General features: G+C 60.1%; 13 protein-coding genes. 4 read left to right on the forward strand and 9 right to left on the reverse strand.

Annotated elements, in window-relative coordinates; translation table 11 throughout:
* Positions 1 to 2,049, forward strand: a complete 2,049-nt coding sequence (locus tag HJ583_RS00775) for a hypothetical protein (RefSeq protein WP_170019656.1) — start codon at positions 1 to 3, stop codon at positions 2,047 to 2,049.
* Positions 2,050 to 2,083: 34 nt separating this feature from the next.
* Positions 2,084 to 2,485, forward strand: a complete 402-nt coding sequence (locus HJ583_RS00780; RefSeq protein ID WP_170019658.1) for a hypothetical protein — start codon at positions 2,084 to 2,086, stop codon at positions 2,483 to 2,485.
* Positions 2,486 to 2,835: 350 nt separating this feature from the next.
* Here the strand turns inward: HJ583_RS00780 and HJ583_RS00785 are convergent, their stop codons facing one another.
* The 3 genes from HJ583_RS00785 to HJ583_RS00795 all read right to left on the reverse strand — a co-directional run bounded on the left by HJ583_RS00785 (position 2,836) and on the right by HJ583_RS00795 (position 6,154).
* A complete protein-coding gene (locus HJ583_RS00785; protein WP_170019660.1) occupies positions 2,836 to 3,444 on the reverse strand; it encodes a HEPN domain-containing protein in 609 nt (202 codons plus the stop codon).
* A 5-nt stretch (positions 3,445 to 3,449) separates the two neighbouring features.
* Complete coding sequence (locus HJ583_RS00790) at positions 3,450 to 4,475, reverse strand: ParA family protein (RefSeq protein ID WP_170019662.1); 1,026 nt, start codon at positions 4,473 to 4,475, stop codon at positions 3,450 to 3,452.
* 386 nt (positions 4,476 to 4,861) lie between these two features.
* Positions 4,862 to 6,154 (reverse strand): HEPN/Toprim-associated domain-containing protein, encoded by a 1,293-nt coding sequence (locus HJ583_RS00795; protein ID WP_170019664.1) that lies wholly within the window; start codon positions 6,152 to 6,154, stop codon positions 4,862 to 4,864.
* A gap of 492 nt (positions 6,155 to 6,646) precedes the next feature.
* On the opposite strand from HJ583_RS00795, the gene HJ583_RS00800 reads away from it, so the two are divergent.
* Both HJ583_RS00800 and HJ583_RS00805 read left to right on the forward strand, forming a co-directional pair.
* Positions 6,647 to 7,372, forward strand: coding sequence for an FKBP-type peptidyl-prolyl cis-trans isomerase (locus HJ583_RS00800; protein WP_170019666.1), 726 nt, complete (start codon positions 6,647 to 6,649; stop codon positions 7,370 to 7,372).
* 165 nt (positions 7,373 to 7,537) lie between these two features.
* Positions 7,538 to 11,602 (forward strand): sensor histidine kinase, encoded by a 4,065-nt coding sequence (locus tag HJ583_RS00805; RefSeq protein ID WP_170019668.1) that lies wholly within the window; start codon positions 7,538 to 7,540, stop codon positions 11,600 to 11,602.
* A 63-nt stretch (positions 11,603 to 11,665) separates the two neighbouring features.
* Here HJ583_RS00805 and HJ583_RS00810 read toward each other — a convergent pair whose 3' ends face one another.
* The 6 genes from HJ583_RS00810 to HJ583_RS00835 all read right to left on the reverse strand — a co-directional run bounded on the left by HJ583_RS00810 (position 11,666) and on the right by HJ583_RS00835 (position 18,891).
* Complete coding sequence (locus HJ583_RS00810; protein WP_101942057.1) at positions 11,666 to 12,055, reverse strand: cupin domain-containing protein; 390 nt, start codon at positions 12,053 to 12,055, stop codon at positions 11,666 to 11,668.
* Positions 12,056 to 12,173: 118 nt separating this feature from the next.
* On the reverse strand, positions 12,174 to 13,817 hold the full coding sequence (locus HJ583_RS00815; protein ID WP_170019670.1) for a DEAD/DEAH box helicase: 1,644 nt from the start codon (positions 13,815 to 13,817) through the stop codon (positions 12,174 to 12,176).
* 321 nt (positions 13,818 to 14,138) lie between these two features.
* Entirely contained in the window at positions 14,139 to 14,651 is a 513-nt protein-coding gene (locus HJ583_RS00820) for a hypothetical protein (protein ID WP_170019672.1), read from the reverse strand.
* The gene (gene ypfH, locus HJ583_RS00825) at positions 14,648 to 15,277 is read right to left on the reverse strand and encodes an esterase (RefSeq protein ID WP_170019674.1); all 630 of its coding nucleotides are present in this window, start codon (positions 15,275 to 15,277) and stop codon (positions 14,648 to 14,650) included. Before ypfH ends, HJ583_RS00820 begins: the two co-directional genes overlap by 4 nt.
* Before the next feature lie 175 nt (positions 15,278 to 15,452).
* The gene (locus HJ583_RS00830; RefSeq protein WP_235943686.1) at positions 15,453 to 17,657 is read right to left on the reverse strand and encodes a rhamnogalacturonan lyase; all 2,205 of its coding nucleotides are present in this window, start codon (positions 17,655 to 17,657) and stop codon (positions 15,453 to 15,455) included.
* A gap of 244 nt (positions 17,658 to 17,901) precedes the next feature.
* On the reverse strand, positions 17,902 to 18,891 hold the full coding sequence (locus tag HJ583_RS00835; RefSeq protein WP_170019676.1) for a TRAP transporter substrate-binding protein: 990 nt from the start codon (positions 18,889 to 18,891) through the stop codon (positions 17,902 to 17,904).
* Positions 18,892 to 19,035 lie beyond the last annotated feature (144 nt).

Genomic DNA, 19,035 nt, shown 5'->3' on the forward strand with positions numbered 1-19,035 from the left:
ATGACTTTAAGCCTAGATCACTTTGGATTGGCAATTCCTGGCTTGCCAGCAACTCCTGAGTCACGAAGCTACCGCCCTCCAAGTTGGCCGCCGCCAAAGGACTGGGTTTGTATCGAAGACGAGAATGGTAATGAAGTGTCGCGCTGGGGTGATCCAGTATGGGATCTGTCTCCATGGGGCGGGAAAAGAAAGCTGCTGAACTTCGGCGATGGTGTAAAAATTAATAGAAATTCACCGTCGATTGATCCTTTGAATGCAGATGATTTACGTCTTATATTTTCATGGAGGATATGGGGCCCGCGTGGGGCTGTAAACCTGGGCTCCGTAGTTGAAAATTTTTTCAAGCCCGTCAGGAAAATATTCGAGCTTTGTAGCCGAGAAGGAATTCTGGCCAGAGACTTGATGAGATATCCGAGAGTTTTTGACGCTGCGATAGCGTTAATATCAAAAAGCAAATACACGCAACTTGTGGCTGAGCTGGATAGGCTTATTGATGCCAGAGACTTTCTTGGGTTTGTTGTTGTTGACCGAAGCGGCATAAGGCGCCTGGAGTCCTGTGATCCAAGGTATTTGCAAGACCAAACCCCTTACATTCCGCCACGGATTTGGTCGTATCAAGTGACGCGTTTGAAGTCATGCCTTGATGAATATTTGCTGCATCAAAATAAGATCGAAGATTGCTTCAAGTTTTGCTGTGACGCTTATCGTAACAACATGGGGCGAGATGGATTTGTTTCGAGGCATAAAGCACCATTTCAGACTCATCCAGATCGGACAGGCAAATACTCAAAAATTGTTTTCTATGGACCTTTCCCGCTGACGGCTGAAAGGTATGGGCTCAATGATTTACTAAAAAAATGGGTTTCTGGATACTCCGGCACAAGTACCATTCAGTCGTTTTCTGCTTACCTGAATCTTGTCCAGTATGCGGGATTGGCATACTTGATAAATTTTTCTTTGATGCGAGTTTCCGAAGGGGCTTCTATTCGAACAGACGCACTTGTCTGGGAAGAGTGTGACACGGTTAGGCGTGTGTTGATGATTAAAGGGGAGACAACAAAAACAGATCAGGACTCAGATGCGCTGTGGGTTGTAAGCCCGGGTGTTGAAACCGCGATTGTGGCAATGAAGTCTATCGCAGCCCTCAGGACCTATTTTCCGGAGACCTCTGCCGAAGGAAGCCCATATTTGATGGACTGGAGTAGCGAGCCATGGGTCGGTGGGGTTGGAAGGCGTAGGAGCCATAAAGTCAGGAGTGTTCGACCTCATGTCAGACCTTATGGAGAGATTCAGCGTCTGTTTCGGAAGCTCTTCGATCCCGCGCATATGATCGTGACTGATGACGATCTTAAGGTGGCTCGTTCAGTCACCCCAACGCTTGATCCTGATAGATACAAAATTGGCTCCCCGTGGCCATTGGCCTGGCACCAATTGAGGCGTACAGGCGCTGTAAACATGTTCGCATCTGGAATTGTCAGTGATTCATCAATTCAACTCCAGTTGAAACACCTTACTCGTGCCATGCCTTTATATTACGGGCGTGGTAACTCCAGTCTTCGCTTAAATGAAGAGACTCGACTGATTTTGGTTGCAGCTCAATACGAGGTTATGGGACGCGAGCTGGCTGCGTTGCATTCGAGTCGGTATCTAAGTCCTCATGGCGATGAGCATAAGCTTCGAATTGTTTCAGCTGCGGGCATTGCTGAATCAGTCAATCTGATTGAAGAAGGGACTGCGCAACGGTATGAGAAAGCGGCTCGTAAAGGGAAAATCAGCTTTCGCCGAACGCCTCTTGGCGCGTGTATGAATAGCGGCCGATGTGACAGTGGCGATTGTGTTGAGAGTGTTGGCGACTGTGCTGGAAACTCTGATACATCGCCTTGTGCCCATGTGCTTTTTGATCGAACACGCGCGTCTTCGAATCAGGCTCGCTTGAAGGGCGTCAAAGCCCTCTTGGCTGATACACCAGTCGACTCCCCCCGATATCGCGCGCTCGAACAAGAAAGACGTGGATTGGAGAACTATTTTGCCTATATCAACCAAGGATAGTCAGGTAGCGGATTCCGCTGAGCAGCGGTTTCGTATGGCTTTCGAGCGTTTGAAATTTGGCGTTCCACGAGTCCTTCCAAAAGGGACTTCAGTTAGCCAAAACAACGTAGCAAAGGAAGCTGGGTGCGATCCAAGCGCCTTGCGCAAAGCAAGATTTCCGCTTCTCGTGCTAGAGATCCAGGAATGGATAGAGGCGAATCAACAGTCACCTGTTGAATCCGCCCGGCAGAAGTCACTAAAGGAGAGGCGCAAGAACCGTGATAAACGGGAGGTTATTGCAGATCTCAAGCGGCAGAGGGATAGAGCTGCGAGTTTATTGGCCGATGCCAACCTGAGAATTGTTGAGCTCACCGAGCAGGTCGCTGATATGAGTGCTCGATTAGATCAACTTCAGCCTTCTGCTAGCATTTTGAATTTGCCTAGGCTGGGTAGCTGAGGTGTTATCAGTTTACTGCGGTCATTGACACCTGCTGTTGATATGATTTCAGTACGCTGATCGAAGTGAGCGGCTGACGGCAATTGGCCAGGAACGGTCTGTCACTCCTGCCGCAAAGCGAGTCCTCGGAATGGCCGCAGTACTTTGATACCTGCCGGACGGCCAATTCACACTACTCGGCCACTGCGGCCTGTCATGCACATGCACAGCGCCGTCCGCTCTAGTGTCTAGAGCGACCGTCGGCCGATGTAGGTGGCAAGGTTCAACATCTGACGTGAGGAGCCCTGCACAGAAACTCAAGCCTTTTCGGAAATTGCCACCGGATGTTTTAGTGCCTCCTGGGGCATGCATCAGACAACCAAGAGGCAGATTTGATTGCCGAGAGCGAGACAGAAATCAGATATATCCGTTGCTTCCGCCCGCGTAATTGGTTGTTTTTGGGCGGTCACCGGATGGAGGTCGGCCTCGTGCACAATCGCGTTTCGTCGTGTAACGATCAGTTTCTGTTTGCGCTTGGCGTCCTCGTCGGTCATCCCTAGTCCTACAGCGATCCGCTGCCACTTCTGGCTCTCATCCCAGATGTAGCTCAGGCCATCGGCGATTTTCGTAGGATCTTGGAAAGACAGCTTGCTGAGCTTTTCCCGAACGATTTCCTCAAAGCGGACGGAGGGAGGAAGAACTGCGCCGGCCGTCAAATCCTGGAGATGCTGGATTGCAATCGTTTCGTTCAGGTATTTTCCAGTCGGGGCTCTCTGCCTCTCGAAGATCTTGACCATGCCAATACGAATCAAATCGTGCATCAGCTTGTCGAAAGCGCTAACGGCATTGACGATTTGCGAGCGTAGCAAGTCATCGAACTGTTCCGGAATGGTCACCATGCCGCTCAGCTGAGCGTATAGGACTCCAAGCTCATTCGCTTTCTGAATGTTTTGGTGAAATACCCACTTGGCGTTGAGCATGATTTTCAGTGCATGAGATCCTGCAGCGTCTGTGCGACGGTGGAAAGCTGCGCATGAATCTGACTGCGCTTATCTTGCGAATTGGCCAAGACCACGCCGGTTGCGTTTAGCTCATCGTCATGCAATGCGAAGACCGGTACTCCGGCCTCATGAGAGCGTGGTAACAAGCCACCGAAATCCGGTATTTCCTCTAGGCAGAAGCCGTTGTTGCGAAGAGCTTCCGGATACTCGTTATCGGGCAGAGTGAGCCCGGCGTTCCTGAGTGCCGCATACAGGCGATGCTGGGTGATGTCCTTGATATCCGCTATGTTGTCCCGATACGGCGCAGCCGCGCGCCCCTTTCGCACATTGAAGCGCTGGATCACGGTACCAACGAACTTGGGGAGGCCGGGCCGCAGCGGGTAGGCAGAGTCGCGGAACACTCCCTCGTTGCCAGTCTTCCAAGTGGCCCAGCGCGGGAAGATGGATTCCAGTGTCTGCAGCGCCATGATAGAGAACGGGTCAGGATTGGTCGGGATCAGAAAGAAGTCTGAGTTCAAGAAAAGATTCTGGTTGATCGCGCTCAGCCCCGGATTGAGGTCGATGATGGTGTAGTCGATATCGTTAGCCTCCTCGACTTGGCGAATGAGCTCGTGGAAAGCACCCGGGAGGTTTTGTAATGTAGCCAACGCATTTGAGTTCTGGGCGAACGTCAGCGATGCGTCGTACTCAGAAAGCGTTGCATGGCCGGCCAAAAGCTGTACCCGTGGCTGGCGGTCTGGAGATTTGCAGATCACGGGCTGAATGGGGGTGGGCTTCCCAGTAAAGGCCGGAGCAACGCCGTCCTTAATATTCTGAAGTCGCGTCGCGTCGTCCAAGTAGTACTCATCGAAATCATCGCCGAGGATCAGGCTGGATAGGTTGCATTGTGGGTCAGCGTCCACTAGCAGAACCCGATGCCCCTGCTCTGCCAGCATCCAGCCCACGTTGTAGACCGTTGTGGTCTTACTGACGCCCCCTTTGTGATTGAACAAAACCAATCGCTTTGTCATTTCGACCCCCTGGGAATGAAACATCTTTGAGTAAGTGCTACCGCCACGTTCCGGTCAGCCATTCTAGGCGGAAGAAGGCCCCATGAGCACAATGCATGGCAAGACAGGCCTCACCTCGGCCGCACGTTCAGCTTCCGCCATTCTCCCGAACTCGCCAGCCAGCAGACGGCATGTAATTCAGGATGGTCACGCGCTAACTTGCGGGCGTGGTAGCCAGCGTCATTCGCCCCCCGCTGAATAGTGACCATTTCAGAAACGACACCCTTATCCGGCTGGCCGGGTTTCAACAGCTCCGGTTCTCCGGCAACCTCTCACGCCTGGTCCTTCATGCGTGGCGTCTCTGTCCTATCACCCAGGTGAAGCCATTTCATTGACTCGTAAAACGATCAAGGAGTGGAATGCGCCAAGGACATTGTGCAGCATTCGCGAAAGACACAATCGAGCACGGTGCGCAATTTGCCAACATCATAGGCGCCGGTGGCTATTGTTTGGGGGGTTTGATCCAGAAATGCTCTCATGTAAGTTTCTTTGTATTCGAGACTGCCTTGGTAGTCATTGCGTTCCTTCTTGTAGTTTGTCCACACGACCCGTGCCGGCGGTCTTCCTTCGAGACGCAGGTCCAAATAGCACTCGATAGCAGCGGCGCGCCGATTGATGTCCCCTGCCTTGACACCTTGTGGGCCAAATGCTGCGAAGTTTCGAAACTCATCAAGTTCCGGCAGGACCATGGTTCGCATATTCGGTGGCAGTTGGTAGCGCTGCACGTCATCGAATGCTGACCATCCTTCGGCATCATTATCGAATAGAAACAGAATTCGATTTTGAACATCGATCTTGACGAGTCCCTCAGCAAACTTAACGAGTCCCCCTGTACCTGAAAATGGATGCCTCTCACTAACGTCAATAAACCTGAAGAAATCCTGAACTTCCGGCATTAGTAAGGAAATCGCATGCTTAAGAATATGAACATCTGAACTTCCCTCGGTGGCAATCAGGAATGTTTGCTCGCGCCTCGCATTAGGTGCAAATTCAATCTCTTGCGCCCAGCCGTTGTTAACGAGCGTACCGTAGTGCCAGACAACTTCCGAAGTGTGGTTCTGCGGCACTAACGCCAGCATCCTCATCACAAAATATGGATGCAGGAATCCAATGAGCGAGCCGAAGTAACTACTTTCGGAATAGCCGTCACTTTGCTCCATTTGTGGAATTCGGTCATGCGCCGGGTCGGAAACAAAGCGGCTTCGAATTCTCGCCCTATCCTCGCTGCCAAACCCTTCAACGAAAGTAGAGTCAAGCGACTCTAGCGGGTGTCTGGTCAGAAATTCGATGAATTCAGTGAAAGGAAGTGGAGCCGGAGAGTTGGCGCCATTCATTTCAAGAATGTCATTCTGATATTCAAGGTACTCAGCAAGTAGCGCTTCGTATGCCGACTTAGTAGCATCCAGAGTGAATCCCAAAAGTTCAAGTCGCGGGACGACAGACTTCAATGATCGGGACAGCGCGCGTTCTGCAGGTTCTGTATCAACTCCGTGTTCTTCGCAGTATTCATAGTTCGTCTGGTCCGAATGAATGTGAGTCAAATCACTCATTTGGAATAGCGCGCCGTGGTCATAACCACGGCTATTCTTACTCCAGTCAACCATTACGTGACCAACTGTCAGGTCTATTTCAGTTCCCATTTCGTTGCGTCCTTGTAGATGTCATTTCACGTCATCAAGCGACCTCTGACGATGGCGATTTTATGCGTCAATTTCGCCATGAGTGCGGGCAACAACTTTATGCATAGAAAAGCGGGCCCGTAGGCCGACGAAGTGAGCGGATGCGATTCAGGCGCAACGTGGCCAGCCTCTTCGGATTGCCCGGACGTGGACGGGATGGGATCTGCTGGGCGTTGCCGTGGACACTGGCACCTAAAATGGACGAATAATTGCAATGTCTGTGGACATTCAGCACACTGCCCGGCAACGCTTTGGCAGCAAAGCATTTAGGCTCTGTCCATGGGCGCCCAACTCGCGCTTAGGTCGCCAGCCAGGGCATCAACGATTGATCGAAGACGGCTCCGGGGGAACTGCAGGCTGCTGCGCCGGTCTGCAAGCGCTGGAGCTTTCGCTGCAATTCCGTATGCTTGCCCCTCGTGCCGGCTTGACCGGCCTCATCCACAAGGAACCGTAATGAAGAAACTTGTTCTCGTTGCTGCTTTGAGCCTGGCCCTGCCGCTGCATGCGGCTGACATGACCGATGACCAGAAGACGATGTATGCGCTGGGTACGGTGCTGGGCCAGCAGGTGTCCAACTCTTTCAGCGCGACGCCGGCCGAGCTTGAGTTCATCAAGAAGGGTCTGACGGATGCGGCCAGCGGCGCCAAGCCGGCGGTTGAGATGGAAGTGTATGGCCCCAAGATCCAGCAATTGGCGCAGGCGCGTGCCGCCGTCAAGGCTGAGAAGGCCAATGCAGCCGGCAAGGAATTTGCGGACAAGGCCGCCAAGGAGGCGGGTGCCGTGAAGAGTGCTTCAGGCCTGATCTACATTCCGCTCAAGGAAGGAACAGGCGCCAGCCCGGCAGCGGCTGACATCGTGAAGGTGAACTACCGTGGCACGCTGACTGACGGCAAGGAATTCGATAGCTCCTACGCCCGCAACCAGCCGGCCCAGTTCCCGCTCAACGGCGTGATCAAGTGCTGGACTGAAGGTGTGGCCAAGATGAAGGTGGGCGGCAAGGCCCGTCTGGTCTGCCCGCCGGGCATCGCGTATGGTGATCAAGGCACGCCTGGCGGCCCGATCCCGCCCTCTGCGACCCTGAACTTCGAAGTCGAACTGCTTGAAATTACCAAGGCTGAAGCGCCCAAGGCCGCAGCCAAAGCGGCCAAACCGGCCGCCAAGGACAGCAGCAAGAAGTAAGCATCACCTGCCGCAGAGGCCGCCCGAGGGCGGCCTTTTTCTTTTCCGCTGACGGGGACTCAGGGGCGGCAGATGCCAGCAGGTTGTCACAAACCCGGACCGAGGCGTTAAGCTGCGGACGCGAATCGCTCAAGACAAGAAAGCGGGCAGGGCATGGAGTGGGGCATGGAGGGAATGGAGGCGCTCGCAGCCAGTTTGCTGGCGGGGCTGGTATTTCTCGGCTGGAAACTCGTGGAGCTGCGCCGCGAACTGGGTTATGCGCGGGCGGCGCTCGATCTGGGCCATCTGCCCTATGTGGTGCTGCGCGAGGACGGGCGGATTCGTGCCTGTAGCGAGGCCTTCGCACTGCTCAGCGGGGTGGCCCGCGAACGCCTGCTGGATGTGCGTCCGGACGCAGTGCTGCCGCGAGAATGGTGTCTGGTCCAGGCGCGCCAGCAGGCGCGTGCCTTGTCCGGCGAAACCGTGCACACGGAGCAGGCCTGGCTTGAGCGGCAAGATGCCGAACCGGTGCTGGTATCGCTGCGCGCGCGTCTGCTGAGTCGCGGCGGATTGCGTGAAGTGCTGTTGAGCTGTGAGGATTGCAGTCAGCTTGCCGAGGCCAGCCGCGAGCAGCTCGAAGCCACCATGCGGGCCCGCACCTATGTGCAGAGCCTGATCGACGTGATTCCGCAGCCTGTCTTCGTGCGCGATGGTGAGGGCCGCTACGTGCTGCTCAACGAAGCTTGCGCCAAGGCCCTGGGCCGGCCGCGCGAGCAGATTCTTGGGCATACGCCCGCGGAAATCGGCACGCCGATGGAGCAGGCCAGCGAGATCCTGCATGAGGATGCCGAGGTCTTCGCCGGGCGGGTGATCTACAAGGAAATCGACAACTGCCACGCCTGGGCGGGTGAGCATCGCCATCTGGTGCTTTCCAAAGGGGCGTGTGCGGACGCCAGCGGGCGCCCGGTGGTGGTGGGCACCTATTTTGACGTGACGCGCTGGCGTGCCGCCGAGACCGCCCTACAGGCCGCGCTGGAGCGCGAGACCCTGCGACGCGAGCGCACCCAGGCCTATGTGCAGCGCCTGATCAACGTGATTCCGCAGCCGGTGTATGTGAAGGATGCGCAAAGCCGCTACCTGCTGGTCAATGACGCTTTCTGCACTGAGCGTCGGCGCTCGCGGGAAGAGCTGATGGGGCAGAGCTCCTATGGTCTGGCCGCCGATCGCCAGCTCTCCAGCTCGATCGCCGACGAGGATCTGCGCGTGCTGGCCGGCGAAGTGATCCTCAAGGAGGAATGCCTGCCGCACATGTACACCGGTGAGGAGCGCTTCCGCCTCATCACCAAGGGTTCCTGCCTGGATGCCGAAGGGCAGCCGGTGATCGTCGGCGCGAATTTCGATATCACTCACTGGCGCCAGGCCGAGCGTGCTGCCGGGCAGGCGGCCGAGCGCGAGCGCCGGCTGCGCGAGCGCACCCAGGCTTTTATCCAGCGCCTGATCGATGTGATCCCGGAGCCGGTGTATGTGAAGGATGCGCAAAGCCGTTACCTGATGGTTAACGACGCTTTCGCACGCGATTTCCAGATGCCCAAAGAAGACATCCCGGGCATCGATTCGATCTCGCGGGTGGGCGAAGAGGACCCCGCCATCGGCGAAGCCGTGCGCAGCGAGGACCTGGCCGTGCTGGCCGGCGCCTCGATCCGCAAGGAGGATCATCGCCCCTGGCTGCTGACCGGCGAGGAGCGGCATCGCATCGTGACCAAGGGCAGCTGCGAGGATGCCGATGGCAATCCGGTGATCGTGGTGGCGAGCTTCAATGTGACGCGTTGGTACCAGGCCGAGCGTGAATTGCAGCAGGCCTTGCAGCGCGAGGTGGAGCTACGTGAGCGTACTCAGCAGTACATTCAGCGCCTGATCGACGTGATCCCGCATCCGGTGTTCGTGAAGGACGAGGAAAGCCGTTTCCTGCTCGCCAACCAGTCGATGGCCGATTACTACGGCTGCAGCGTGGCCGAGCTGATCGGCCGCACCTCCTTCTCAAGAGAGCATCCGCAGTCGCCGGTGGCGCTCAAGGTCAATAGTGAAGACCGGGCGGTGATCCATGATGGCCTGATCGTCAGCAAGGAAGAGCGCACCCTGCACCGCAGTTCGGGCGAGATGCGCGATCGCCTGTTTGCCAAAGGCCCTTGCGTGGATCCTTATGGCCGTACCGTGCTGGTCGGCACACATATCGATATCACCTCGCTGCGCAATGCCGAGCGCGAATTGCGAGCCGCCCTGCAACGCGAAACCGAGCGCCGCGAACGCACCCAGGCCTTCATCCAGCGCCTCATCGACCTGATTCCGCAGCCGGTGTATGTGAAAGATGCCCAGAGCCGCTTCATGATGGTCAACGAAGCTCAGGTTCGCGAGATGGGCGTGCCGCGCGAGGACATCATCGGCCTGCGCTCCTTTGCCTGGATCGAGGAGAGTCATGCGGCACTGACCCACACCGTGACTACCGAGGATCAGGAGGTGCTGGCCGGCAAGGTCGTCTTCAAGGAAGAACACGGCCCCAGCCCGCTTACCGGCGAGGAGCGTCATCGCCTCGTGTCCAAGGGCAGCTGCCTGGATGCCGACGGCAATCCGGTAATCGTGGTGGCCAATTTCAACGTGACTCGCTGGTACGAGGCCGAGCGCGAGCTGACCGAGGCCCTCGAGCGCGAGCAGCTCAATCACGAGCGCACCCAGCACTATATCCAGCGCCTGATCGATGTGATCCCCTATCCGGTCTACGTGAAGGATGCGGAGAGTCGTTTCCTGCTCGTCAACAACGCCTTTGCGCAGGATCGTGGCGTGAGCAAGGATGAGTTGCGTGGCGTCAGCTCGGTCACGCCAGAGGTCAGTACCGAGATCGGCATCACCCAGACGCGTGAAGAAGATGCGTTTGTGCTGGGCAGTCGTGAGCTGATCGTGAAGGAGGAGTACAAGCCCCACCCGCGCACTGGCGAAGAGCGCTACCGGGTCATTTCCAAAGCCTGTTGCGAGGATGCTTCCGGCAAGCCGGTGATCGTGGTGTCCGTGTTTGACGTCACGCCCTGGCGCCTGGCCGAGCGCCAGCTCTCGGAGGCCCTCGGACGCGAAACGGACCGCCGCCAGCGGATTCAGGAATACGTGCAGCGCCTCATCGATGTGATTCCGCAGCCGGTGTATGTGAAGGACGCCAGCAGCCACTACCTCATGGTCAATGAGGCCTTCGCCAAGGATCGTGGTCTGGCGCGCGAGGAGCTGGTGGGGAGGGTCTCCTCGGTGAGCCCGGAGATGTCGCGTCTGGTGTTCGCGGAAGATGCCGAGGTGCTGCAGGGCCGCAAGGTGCTCAAGGAAGAATATCGCCAGCACCCAAGCACGGGCCAGCCACGCTATCGCGTGATCGCCAAGGGCTGCTGCCTGGATGACGAAGGCCGGCCGGTGATCGTCGGCGCCAATTTCGATGTCACGCCCTGGCGCCTGGCCGAGGCGCGTCTGTTCATGGCGAAGGAAACCGCTGAGCGCGCTAACGCGGCGAAGTCCCTGTTTCTCACCAATATGTCGCACGAGCTGCGCACACCGATGCATGGCATCCTGAGCTTCGCCCGGATCGGCGTGGAGCGCGCCCTGACGGTGGAGCCGGAGCGCCTGCTCGGTTACTTCGAGCGCATCGTGGTCAGCGGCGAGCGCCTGATGGGCCTGCTCAATGATCTGCTGGATCTGGCCAAGCTCGAATCCGGGCGCATGGAAATCCAGTTGCATGAACAGGATCTGGCCGGGCTGATGCGTGATGTGCTCGGTGAATACGAAGCCATGGCGGCCGGGCGTGGCCAGAGTCTGCTGTTCGAACATGCGGGCGCCGCGTTTGCGGCGGTCGACAGCAAGCTTTTTGGCCAGGTGCTGCGCAATCTGCTCTCCAACGCGATCAAGTTCTCGGCGCCGGGCAGCCAGATCGAACTGGAGCTCCAGCCAGGTCAGCTCGAAGGCAAAGATGGCAGCCGGGTGCCCGCCATCGAGGTGCGGGTGGCCGATCGCGGCCCCGGCATTCCGGAGAACGAACTCGATGCGGTGTTCGACAAGTTCGTCCAGAGCAGCAAGACGCGCAGCGGCGCCGGCGGAACTGGTCTTGGCCTGGCGATCTGCCGCGAGATCATCAGCGCCCACCAGGGGCTCATTGTGGCGCGTAACCGCGTCGATGGCGGCGGTGCGGAGTTTATTGTCAGCCTGCCGCTGCGCCGGAGCTGAGTCCGGCGGCCACCCTGTGCAGCCGCCTACTGATTGGGGGCTGTACAGGGGTCACAAGCGTCTTCAGGACTTCACGAACACCGTTACCAGCGGCTGATTTCCGATCTGGCGGCTCCAGTGGCCGTGAATGGCGGGATCGAAGGTCGCGCCTTCCGGCAGGGTGTCGGCCGAGTAGAAGTGCTCACCGGCGACGAACACGCGCGAGCTGCCATCGACCAGACCCACTTCCATCGCGCCGCTGAGAATGAACAGCCATTGCGGCGTGCCGGTGCAGTGCATGGCGCTGCGGAAACCGACCGGGCTCTGGCGGAACTGCACGCCGCTGGCATTGAGGATCTGCGACAGGCGGGCGTTGGGGTTGCCTTCGGTCAGCGCGATTTCCTCTTCGCGAAAGCGGGCGCGGCCGTCGGTATCGGTGTACAGCGTGACCTGGGTGAAGCTGGGTGTTGTCATGGCGGGGTTCCTCGGCAAAAGAGCGCCATGTTACTCCTGAAGCCGCAGCAGGCGCTGCCACCCGTGCGCCAAGAAAAACGGGCCGCCTGAGCGACCCGTTGGATGCTTTGCTGACGAATCAGCTGAGATTGCGCAGGGCTTTCAGGCCACGCGCAAACACGCCCTTGATCCCCTTGCCCGGTTCCGGCGAGAGGTGGGTGTCGCGGCCGGCGCGATTGCCGTCTGCATCACGGCGCGGTGCCTCGGGTACGTTGCCATTGACTTCACGACGCGCACCGGCCGGCTTGTTGCCGTTGGGCTCGCCGCGGCGTGGCGGGCGGGCATGCTGCCCCTGACGCGGTGATTGATGCGCACGGCCGGCACTTTCGCCAGCGGGGCCGTTGCGACGAGTCTGGCCCGCCGGACGCTCGGCGCGGCCTTCTTCGGCAGGCCTGGCCGGTGCTGCGCGGCGCTCGTTGCCTTGGGGGCTGCGGCCTTCACCACTTCGTGCGTGCGGCTGAGCTGGCTTGCGGGCGGCTCCCTCGCGGCCCCCTTCGTTGCGGCCGCCCTCACGACGCTGGCCCTGACCCTGGCGACCACGGCCCTGCGGCTGGCGCGGCGGGCGGTCGTCGGTTTCGGCGGCAGCGTTTTCCGGCATCTCGAAAGCCGGTACTTCGATACGTTCGATCTTGCGCTTGGTGAGTTTCTCGATGTCGGCCAGGAACTTGCCTTCGTCGGACGACACCAGCGATAGCGCTTCACCGGTGGAGCCGGCACGGCCGGTACGGCCGATGCGATGCACATAATCTTCCGGCACGTTCGGCAACTCGAAGTTCACCACATGCGGCAACTCCGAGATGTCGATGCCGCGCGCGGCGATGTCGGTGGCGACCAACACCTGCAGGTCACCACTCTTGAACTCGGCCAGCGCACGGGTGCGGGCGTTCTGGCTCTTGTTGCCGTGGATCGCCAGCGACGGAATGCCGCCCTTGGTCAATTGCTCGGCCAGACGATTCGCGCCGTGCTTGGTGCGCGTGAACACCAGCACCTGGAACCAGGCGTGTTCCTTGATCAGGTGGGCCAGCAGATGGCGCTTGGCTTTCTGGTCGATGAACATCGCGCGCTGGGTCACCAGCTCGATCGGCGCATTGCGACGCGCCACTTCGATCATCGCCGGCTTGTTCAAGAGGCCATCGGCGAGCGCCTTGATTTCGTCCGAGAAAGTCGCCGAGAAGAGCAGGTTCTGGCGTTGCTTCGGCAGCAGTGCCAGTACCTTCTTGATGTCGCGGATGAAGCCCATGTCGAGCATGCGGTCGGCTTCATCGAGCACCAGGATTTCGACGCCGGAGAGGTCGATCGTCTTCTGCTGCACATGGTCGAGCAGGCGGCCAGGGGTGGCAACGAGGATGTCCACGCCACGCTTGAGCTGGCCGATCTGCGGATTGATGGAGACGCCGCCGAACATCATCATGGATTTCAGCGGCAGGTGCACGCCGTAGTGGCGCACGGATTCTTCCACCTGGGCGGCGAGTTCGCGGGTCGGAGTCAGCACCAGGGCGCGGATTGCGCCCTTCTTGCGGGCCGGGGTTTCGGTCAGGCGTTGCAGCAGCGGCAGGGTGAAACCGGCCGTCTTGCCGGTGCCGGTCTGGGCGCCGGCGAGCAGGTCGCCACCGTTCAGCACGGCCGGAATGGCCTGGGCCTGAATGGGCGTAGGGGTAGTGTAGCCACGCTCGGACACGGCGCGGACGATGGGCTCACTGAGCCCGAGGGATGCAAAGGACATTGTTCTCTCAATCAGAGAGCTGCGTCGACCAGCCGCTGCCTTCAGGGCGCGGCTCCAGTCGAGGAGGACGAAGCAGGTTCGTTGGATTCCTGAGAGCCGGAGAAAAATCGTCGCGAGCGGCGCAAGCTTGAAGAGATCAGCGAAAACGTACGTGAATACGTTGAGCACCGGAACTTCGAGATTGCCGCGCGCAGTAGATCTTTACTGGCTCTGAGGGCAGCAGAGGCTGCATACAGACTGTGACGGGGAGACTGGAACACGTGCCACAGGCTGCGCAGTGTGCACCAAAGCCGCTGCTTTGGATAGGCGCGCCACGATTCTTTACCTGACACGAACCAGCTCGGCGAAGCCAAGGTGGTGCATCACTTCGCGCAGGATCAGCAGGCTGGCTGCAAAGCTGGCGTCATCGGGTAACCCGCTGGCGCTGAGTGGAAAGCCCTCCGCGACCTCGGCAAGAAGGCGGAACTGCTGCTCCACGGCCTCACGGCTCAGCCATTCACGGCCCGCGAACAGCGGCTGCAGCGCAGCGTCGGCGGCAAGCAGCAGATGCAGGCGCGCTGCCGGTCGTAGTTGCCTGGCCAGCGGCGCCAGCTGATCTTCCACGACGGCGATGGCTTCTTCCAGCGCCAGCGCGCTGGGGGGCATGTGCTGGAAATGGCGACGGCCGATGACCTGGGCGCCAGCGGCCAGTACAAAGCAATTGGGCTCCGAGCCCGACTCGCCATTGATGAGATGACTCTCCAGCGCGCCAATCTGCAGCAGGCTCAGTCCGCTGGCGGCCGGCTCGGCCGTATTCAGGCGGGCGTAGTGCTGGCGCAGGCCGGCTTCGGTCATGGCGCAGCCCCTTCGGCGAGGCGTTGCAGTACGCAGGCCAGCGCGCGTTCATCGATGCCGTGGCCAAGCCCTGGGATCAGGTCCAGGCTGTGAGTTACGCCCAGTTGCTGCAAGGCGCTGGCGGCAGCCTGGCTCTGCTGCACGGGGATGACCGGATCGGCCGTGCCGTGCAGCAGATGTACTCGTACGGCACTGGCAAGGGTCGGCGGCGTGGCGAAGCGGCCGGCGATGGAGAGGATCTGCGCGGCCGGCGGGTCAGCCAGCTGCGTGGCTGCGAGGGACATGATGGCTCCTTGCGAGAAGCCGACGAGGCTGGTGTGCTCAGCTGTGAGGCCCGCCACCTCTTGCCAGTGCCGGACGGTGGCAACAAAGCCCGGCAATGCGGCGGCAATCCGCGCCAGCCGGTTTTCCTCATTTATCCCCTGTACCGAAAACCACTGGCGGCCACGCCCCAGATCCGATGGCTCGGCGGCGGCTATGCTCAGCACCATGGCGCCAGCTTGGGCCTGCGCGATGGCCTGCCCCAGTGGCAAGAGATCGCGGGCATCGGCGCCGACGCCATGGAACAGCAGGATCAGGCGCTGCGCAGCAGTGGCCGGTTGTTGGATCAGGAGTGTGTCATTCATGGCGCAAGCCTCGAGTGAAGGAGCGGGGAGGGGTATGCAGCCACTCTATTCGCGGCTTGTTCCGAGATAAACAGCGCTTTCATGGAGGCACTGTCCCGGGATTCGGGATTCTTGCGGGAGGCGCCCCAAAAAAAACGGGCTGCCGTGGCAGCCCGTTGTACGCCAGCCGGATGGATCAGGGCGTGCGGATGGCGGGCAGGCTTACCGTGCCCATGCCGTTGCCGAGGAAGAAGCTCGGGTGCGGGGGCTGGTTGTAAGCCATGTTCTGGCCAGCCACCTGCACGCGGTACTGCGGATCGTGCATCAGGGTCGGGAAGCGGTAGCCGGTCGGGATAGCGGTCGAATAGATCAGCAGCGCACTATTGTCGGTGTTGCGCCAGATGACTTCTTCGCGCCAGTCTCCGAAGAGATCCGCCGAAATCACCGGATTGGCCTTGGTGCTGTTGTTGGAGGCTGCGTTGGCGCCGGTTACCAGGCGGGTGACGCTGGACGAAGCAGGGACCCACTTGTCGATCTTCACACCATCAAGGAGCTCGCGCGACAGATCACCATCCCACCAGATGCCGAAGTTGATGCTCGGGCGCGAGCTGCTGATCGATACGCCCGTGGCGCTGTAGATGCCACCCACGCTGGACCAGCACTCATAACCGGGGAAGGACGGATCGATATCGGCGCACATGCCACGCCCGGTATCCACGCCGGTCTTCACGCCCCACAGGATCTTGCCGCTGGCCGCATCGTGCATTTCCATGCCGTAGGCGGCGCCTGTCTCCTCGTGCACCATGAAGACTTCCTGACCGCTGCGGTTCGGATCCAGGTCCGACATGTGCAGCGCATCGCCGTGGCCCAGGCCGGTGCGGTAGAGCAGCTTGCCATCGCTGCCGATGGTGGCGGCGCCGTAGATGATGTCGTCCTTGCCGTCCTTATTGACGTCGCCCACGGTGAAATAGTGCGCGCCTTGGCCATAGGCGCCGGAGCCGGAGGTCGGGCTGTCATGCGTCCAGCGCTGGGTCAGCTTGCCGTCGCGCCAGTCCCAGGCCACCAGCACCGCGCGGGTGTAGTAGCCGCGTGAGAACACGGCCGAGGGCCTGGTGCCGTCCAGATAGGCGACGCCCGCCAGAAAGCGGTCCACGCGGTTGCCGTAGGAGTCGCCCCAGCTCGAAACTGTGCCACGTGCCGGCAGGTAGTTGGTGGTGGCCATGGCGGCACCGGTGGCGCCGTTGAATACGGTGAGGTATTCCGGGCCGGAGAGGATATAGCCGGAGCTGTTGCGGTAGTCGGCGGTGCCTGAGCCGATCAGCGTGCCCTTGCCGTCGATCGTGCCGTCAGCCGTCTTCAGCATCAGCTCGGCCTTGCCGTCGCTGTCCAGGTCATACACCACCATCTGGGTGTAGTGCGCACCGGCGCGGATGTTCTTGCCCAGGTCGATGCGCCACAGACGGGTGCCGTTGAGCTTGTAAGCGTCGATGAAGGTGTTGCCGGTGTAGCCGGACTGCGAGTTGTCCTTGGAGTTGGTTGGTTGCCACTTGAGCACGATTTCGTACTCGCCGTCGCCATCCAGATCGGCGACCGAGCCGTCATTGGCGTCATAGGTGTAAGCCACGCCATCCGGAGTGGTGCCGCCTGCCGGCTTGTTGAGCGGGATGGAGAGGTAGGGATTGGCAAACACGGTGGCGTTGCTGCCGGCTTGCTCCGCGCCATTCACAACCGCCTTGACGGTGTAAGCCGAGCCGGCGCTGCCGGTGCTGTCCTGGTAATTGGTGCTGGCGGTGATCGGGCTGCTGTTGAGCTTGACCGATCCGCGATAGACGTTGAAGCCGGTGCTGGCCGACTCGGTGCCGAGCAGGCGCCAGCTCACCAGCATGCCGCTGGCGGCGGGCACTGCCACCGCGCCGCGGCCGAGCTTCTCGACATATTTACCGCTCGCGGCAGCGGAGCTGGCTACCGCCGAGCTGGCAGCTGCGGAGCTGGCGACGGCAGATGAAGCCGCTTTGGAACTGGCGGCGACGGAAGTGGCTGCGGAGGACGCTGCCGAGGAGGCCGCGACAGAGGATTTCGCCGCGCTTGATGCCGCGGCGCTCGAAGCGGCGACACTGGACGCTGCGGCGCTGCTGCTGGCTGCGGCCGCGTAGGAGCAGTAACGGGTGCCGGTGATGTGGGTGCTGCTCGGGAACAGCGGGGCCTGACAGGTGAAGCTGCCACTGAGGGTGGCATATACGAAGACGCCGGACTTGCCGAAGGAGACGCTGCGCGTGCCCGTCATGGCGCAGGCGGCGCCTTCCTTGGCGCATTTGGTATAGCCGCTGGGATAGTCGGTGGCGGCCTGGGCATGGGCCGTCAGCAACATGATGGCGAGCCCGCCGAAGAGTTTGCTGCGCATGGAGTGCCTCCTGGATTGGCTGCCTCACTGCGGCAGCTCTGGCTGAGTGCTTTGGATGTAGGAAAAACTCTTACATTCCTTCAAGCAGAGTTCCGCAACGTAGGTGAGGAGAGGTGCGCCGTCAAGCGCCTTCCGTACGGAGGCGTGTGATTTCCGTCAGACGGAATTATTCAGCCAGATCATGTACTTGTCAGGCATCCGGGTTCGGGTGCGAGGGCGCGCACCCGAACCCGGGGCGGGCTTATTACTGTGCCAGCACCTTCTGCCAGTCGGTCACCGTCCAGCGCGTGGCAAACAGCTGCCTGATTGCCGGTTCGGCGGCCTTGCGGATGGCGGCGGCATCCGGGGTCACGATTTGCATGCCGCCAGTCTGCAGTTCGGCGAGCAGACGGGCTTCGTCCTGCTGGATCTTGCGGCTGCCCCACAGCGCCGCCTTGTGCATGGCATTGCGCACCTTTTCCTGATCCGCGGTGGAGAGTTCGTTGCGGAAGAAGCAGGCATTGGCCAGTGGCATGCCGAAGCCGACGAGATGATTGGTGATCACCAGCTGCTTCTGTACTTCGTTGAGCTTGAGCGACTTGATCTGGGTGAGATCGCCTTCCGAGGCCTGGGCACTGCCCGTCTTGAGTGCGTCGTAGATGCCGGGCAGGGGCACTTGCACCGGGGCGACACCGAGCGGCTGCCACACCGAGATCCAGTCCGGCACCGGCGGCAGGCGCAGCTTCACGCCCTGAAAGTCAGCCGGGCTTTTGATGGGCTGGTTGCTGGTGAACTGACGGAAGCCGCGATAGACCGGCGCGAAGCTGACCATGCCACCCTTGGTTTCGAGCTGGTAGCGCAGGCTGTCGCCGATGCGGCTGTTCCACACGCGTTGCAGGTGATCGAAATCGCGGATCACATAGGGGCCGTTGAAGAAGAACCACTCCGGCGCGTAATCCTGGATCGGCTGGCCGCCGGTGAGCAGCAGTTCGCCGACCCGCTCGCCGGGTGCGCACTTCTGGAAGGCCGGGTTGATGCTTTGCTCGTTGAGCACGCCGGCCTGCACGCTGACCTGGATGTGCGGAGCGCTGAGCGCGAGCTCCCGCTTGAATTGCTGGGCGGTGTCGGCCAGCAGGTGGCCGTTGGCGAAGGGTGTGACTACGCGCAGGCTCACCGGAGCCGGGGCGGCCTGCGCCAGACCGGCTGCGAGCGTGGCGGCGAGGCTCAGGGTGAGGGATTTCAGGGCGATCTTCATGGATTTCCTCCGGGCTGTTTTGTGAGGCAGGCGTGCTGCCTCGGCCATGCTAGAGAACTGCCATGAAGCTTGTAATTACCCTTTTGGCCGGCCTGAAAACAAATCCGCCGGCAGGGGCCGGCGGGGAGGGGCACTTCAGGGCAG

The sequence above is a fragment of the Uliginosibacterium aquaticum genome, from assembly GCF_012972705.2.
Taxonomy (GTDB): domain Bacteria; phylum Pseudomonadota; class Gammaproteobacteria; order Burkholderiales; family Rhodocyclaceae; genus Uliginosibacterium; species Uliginosibacterium aquaticum.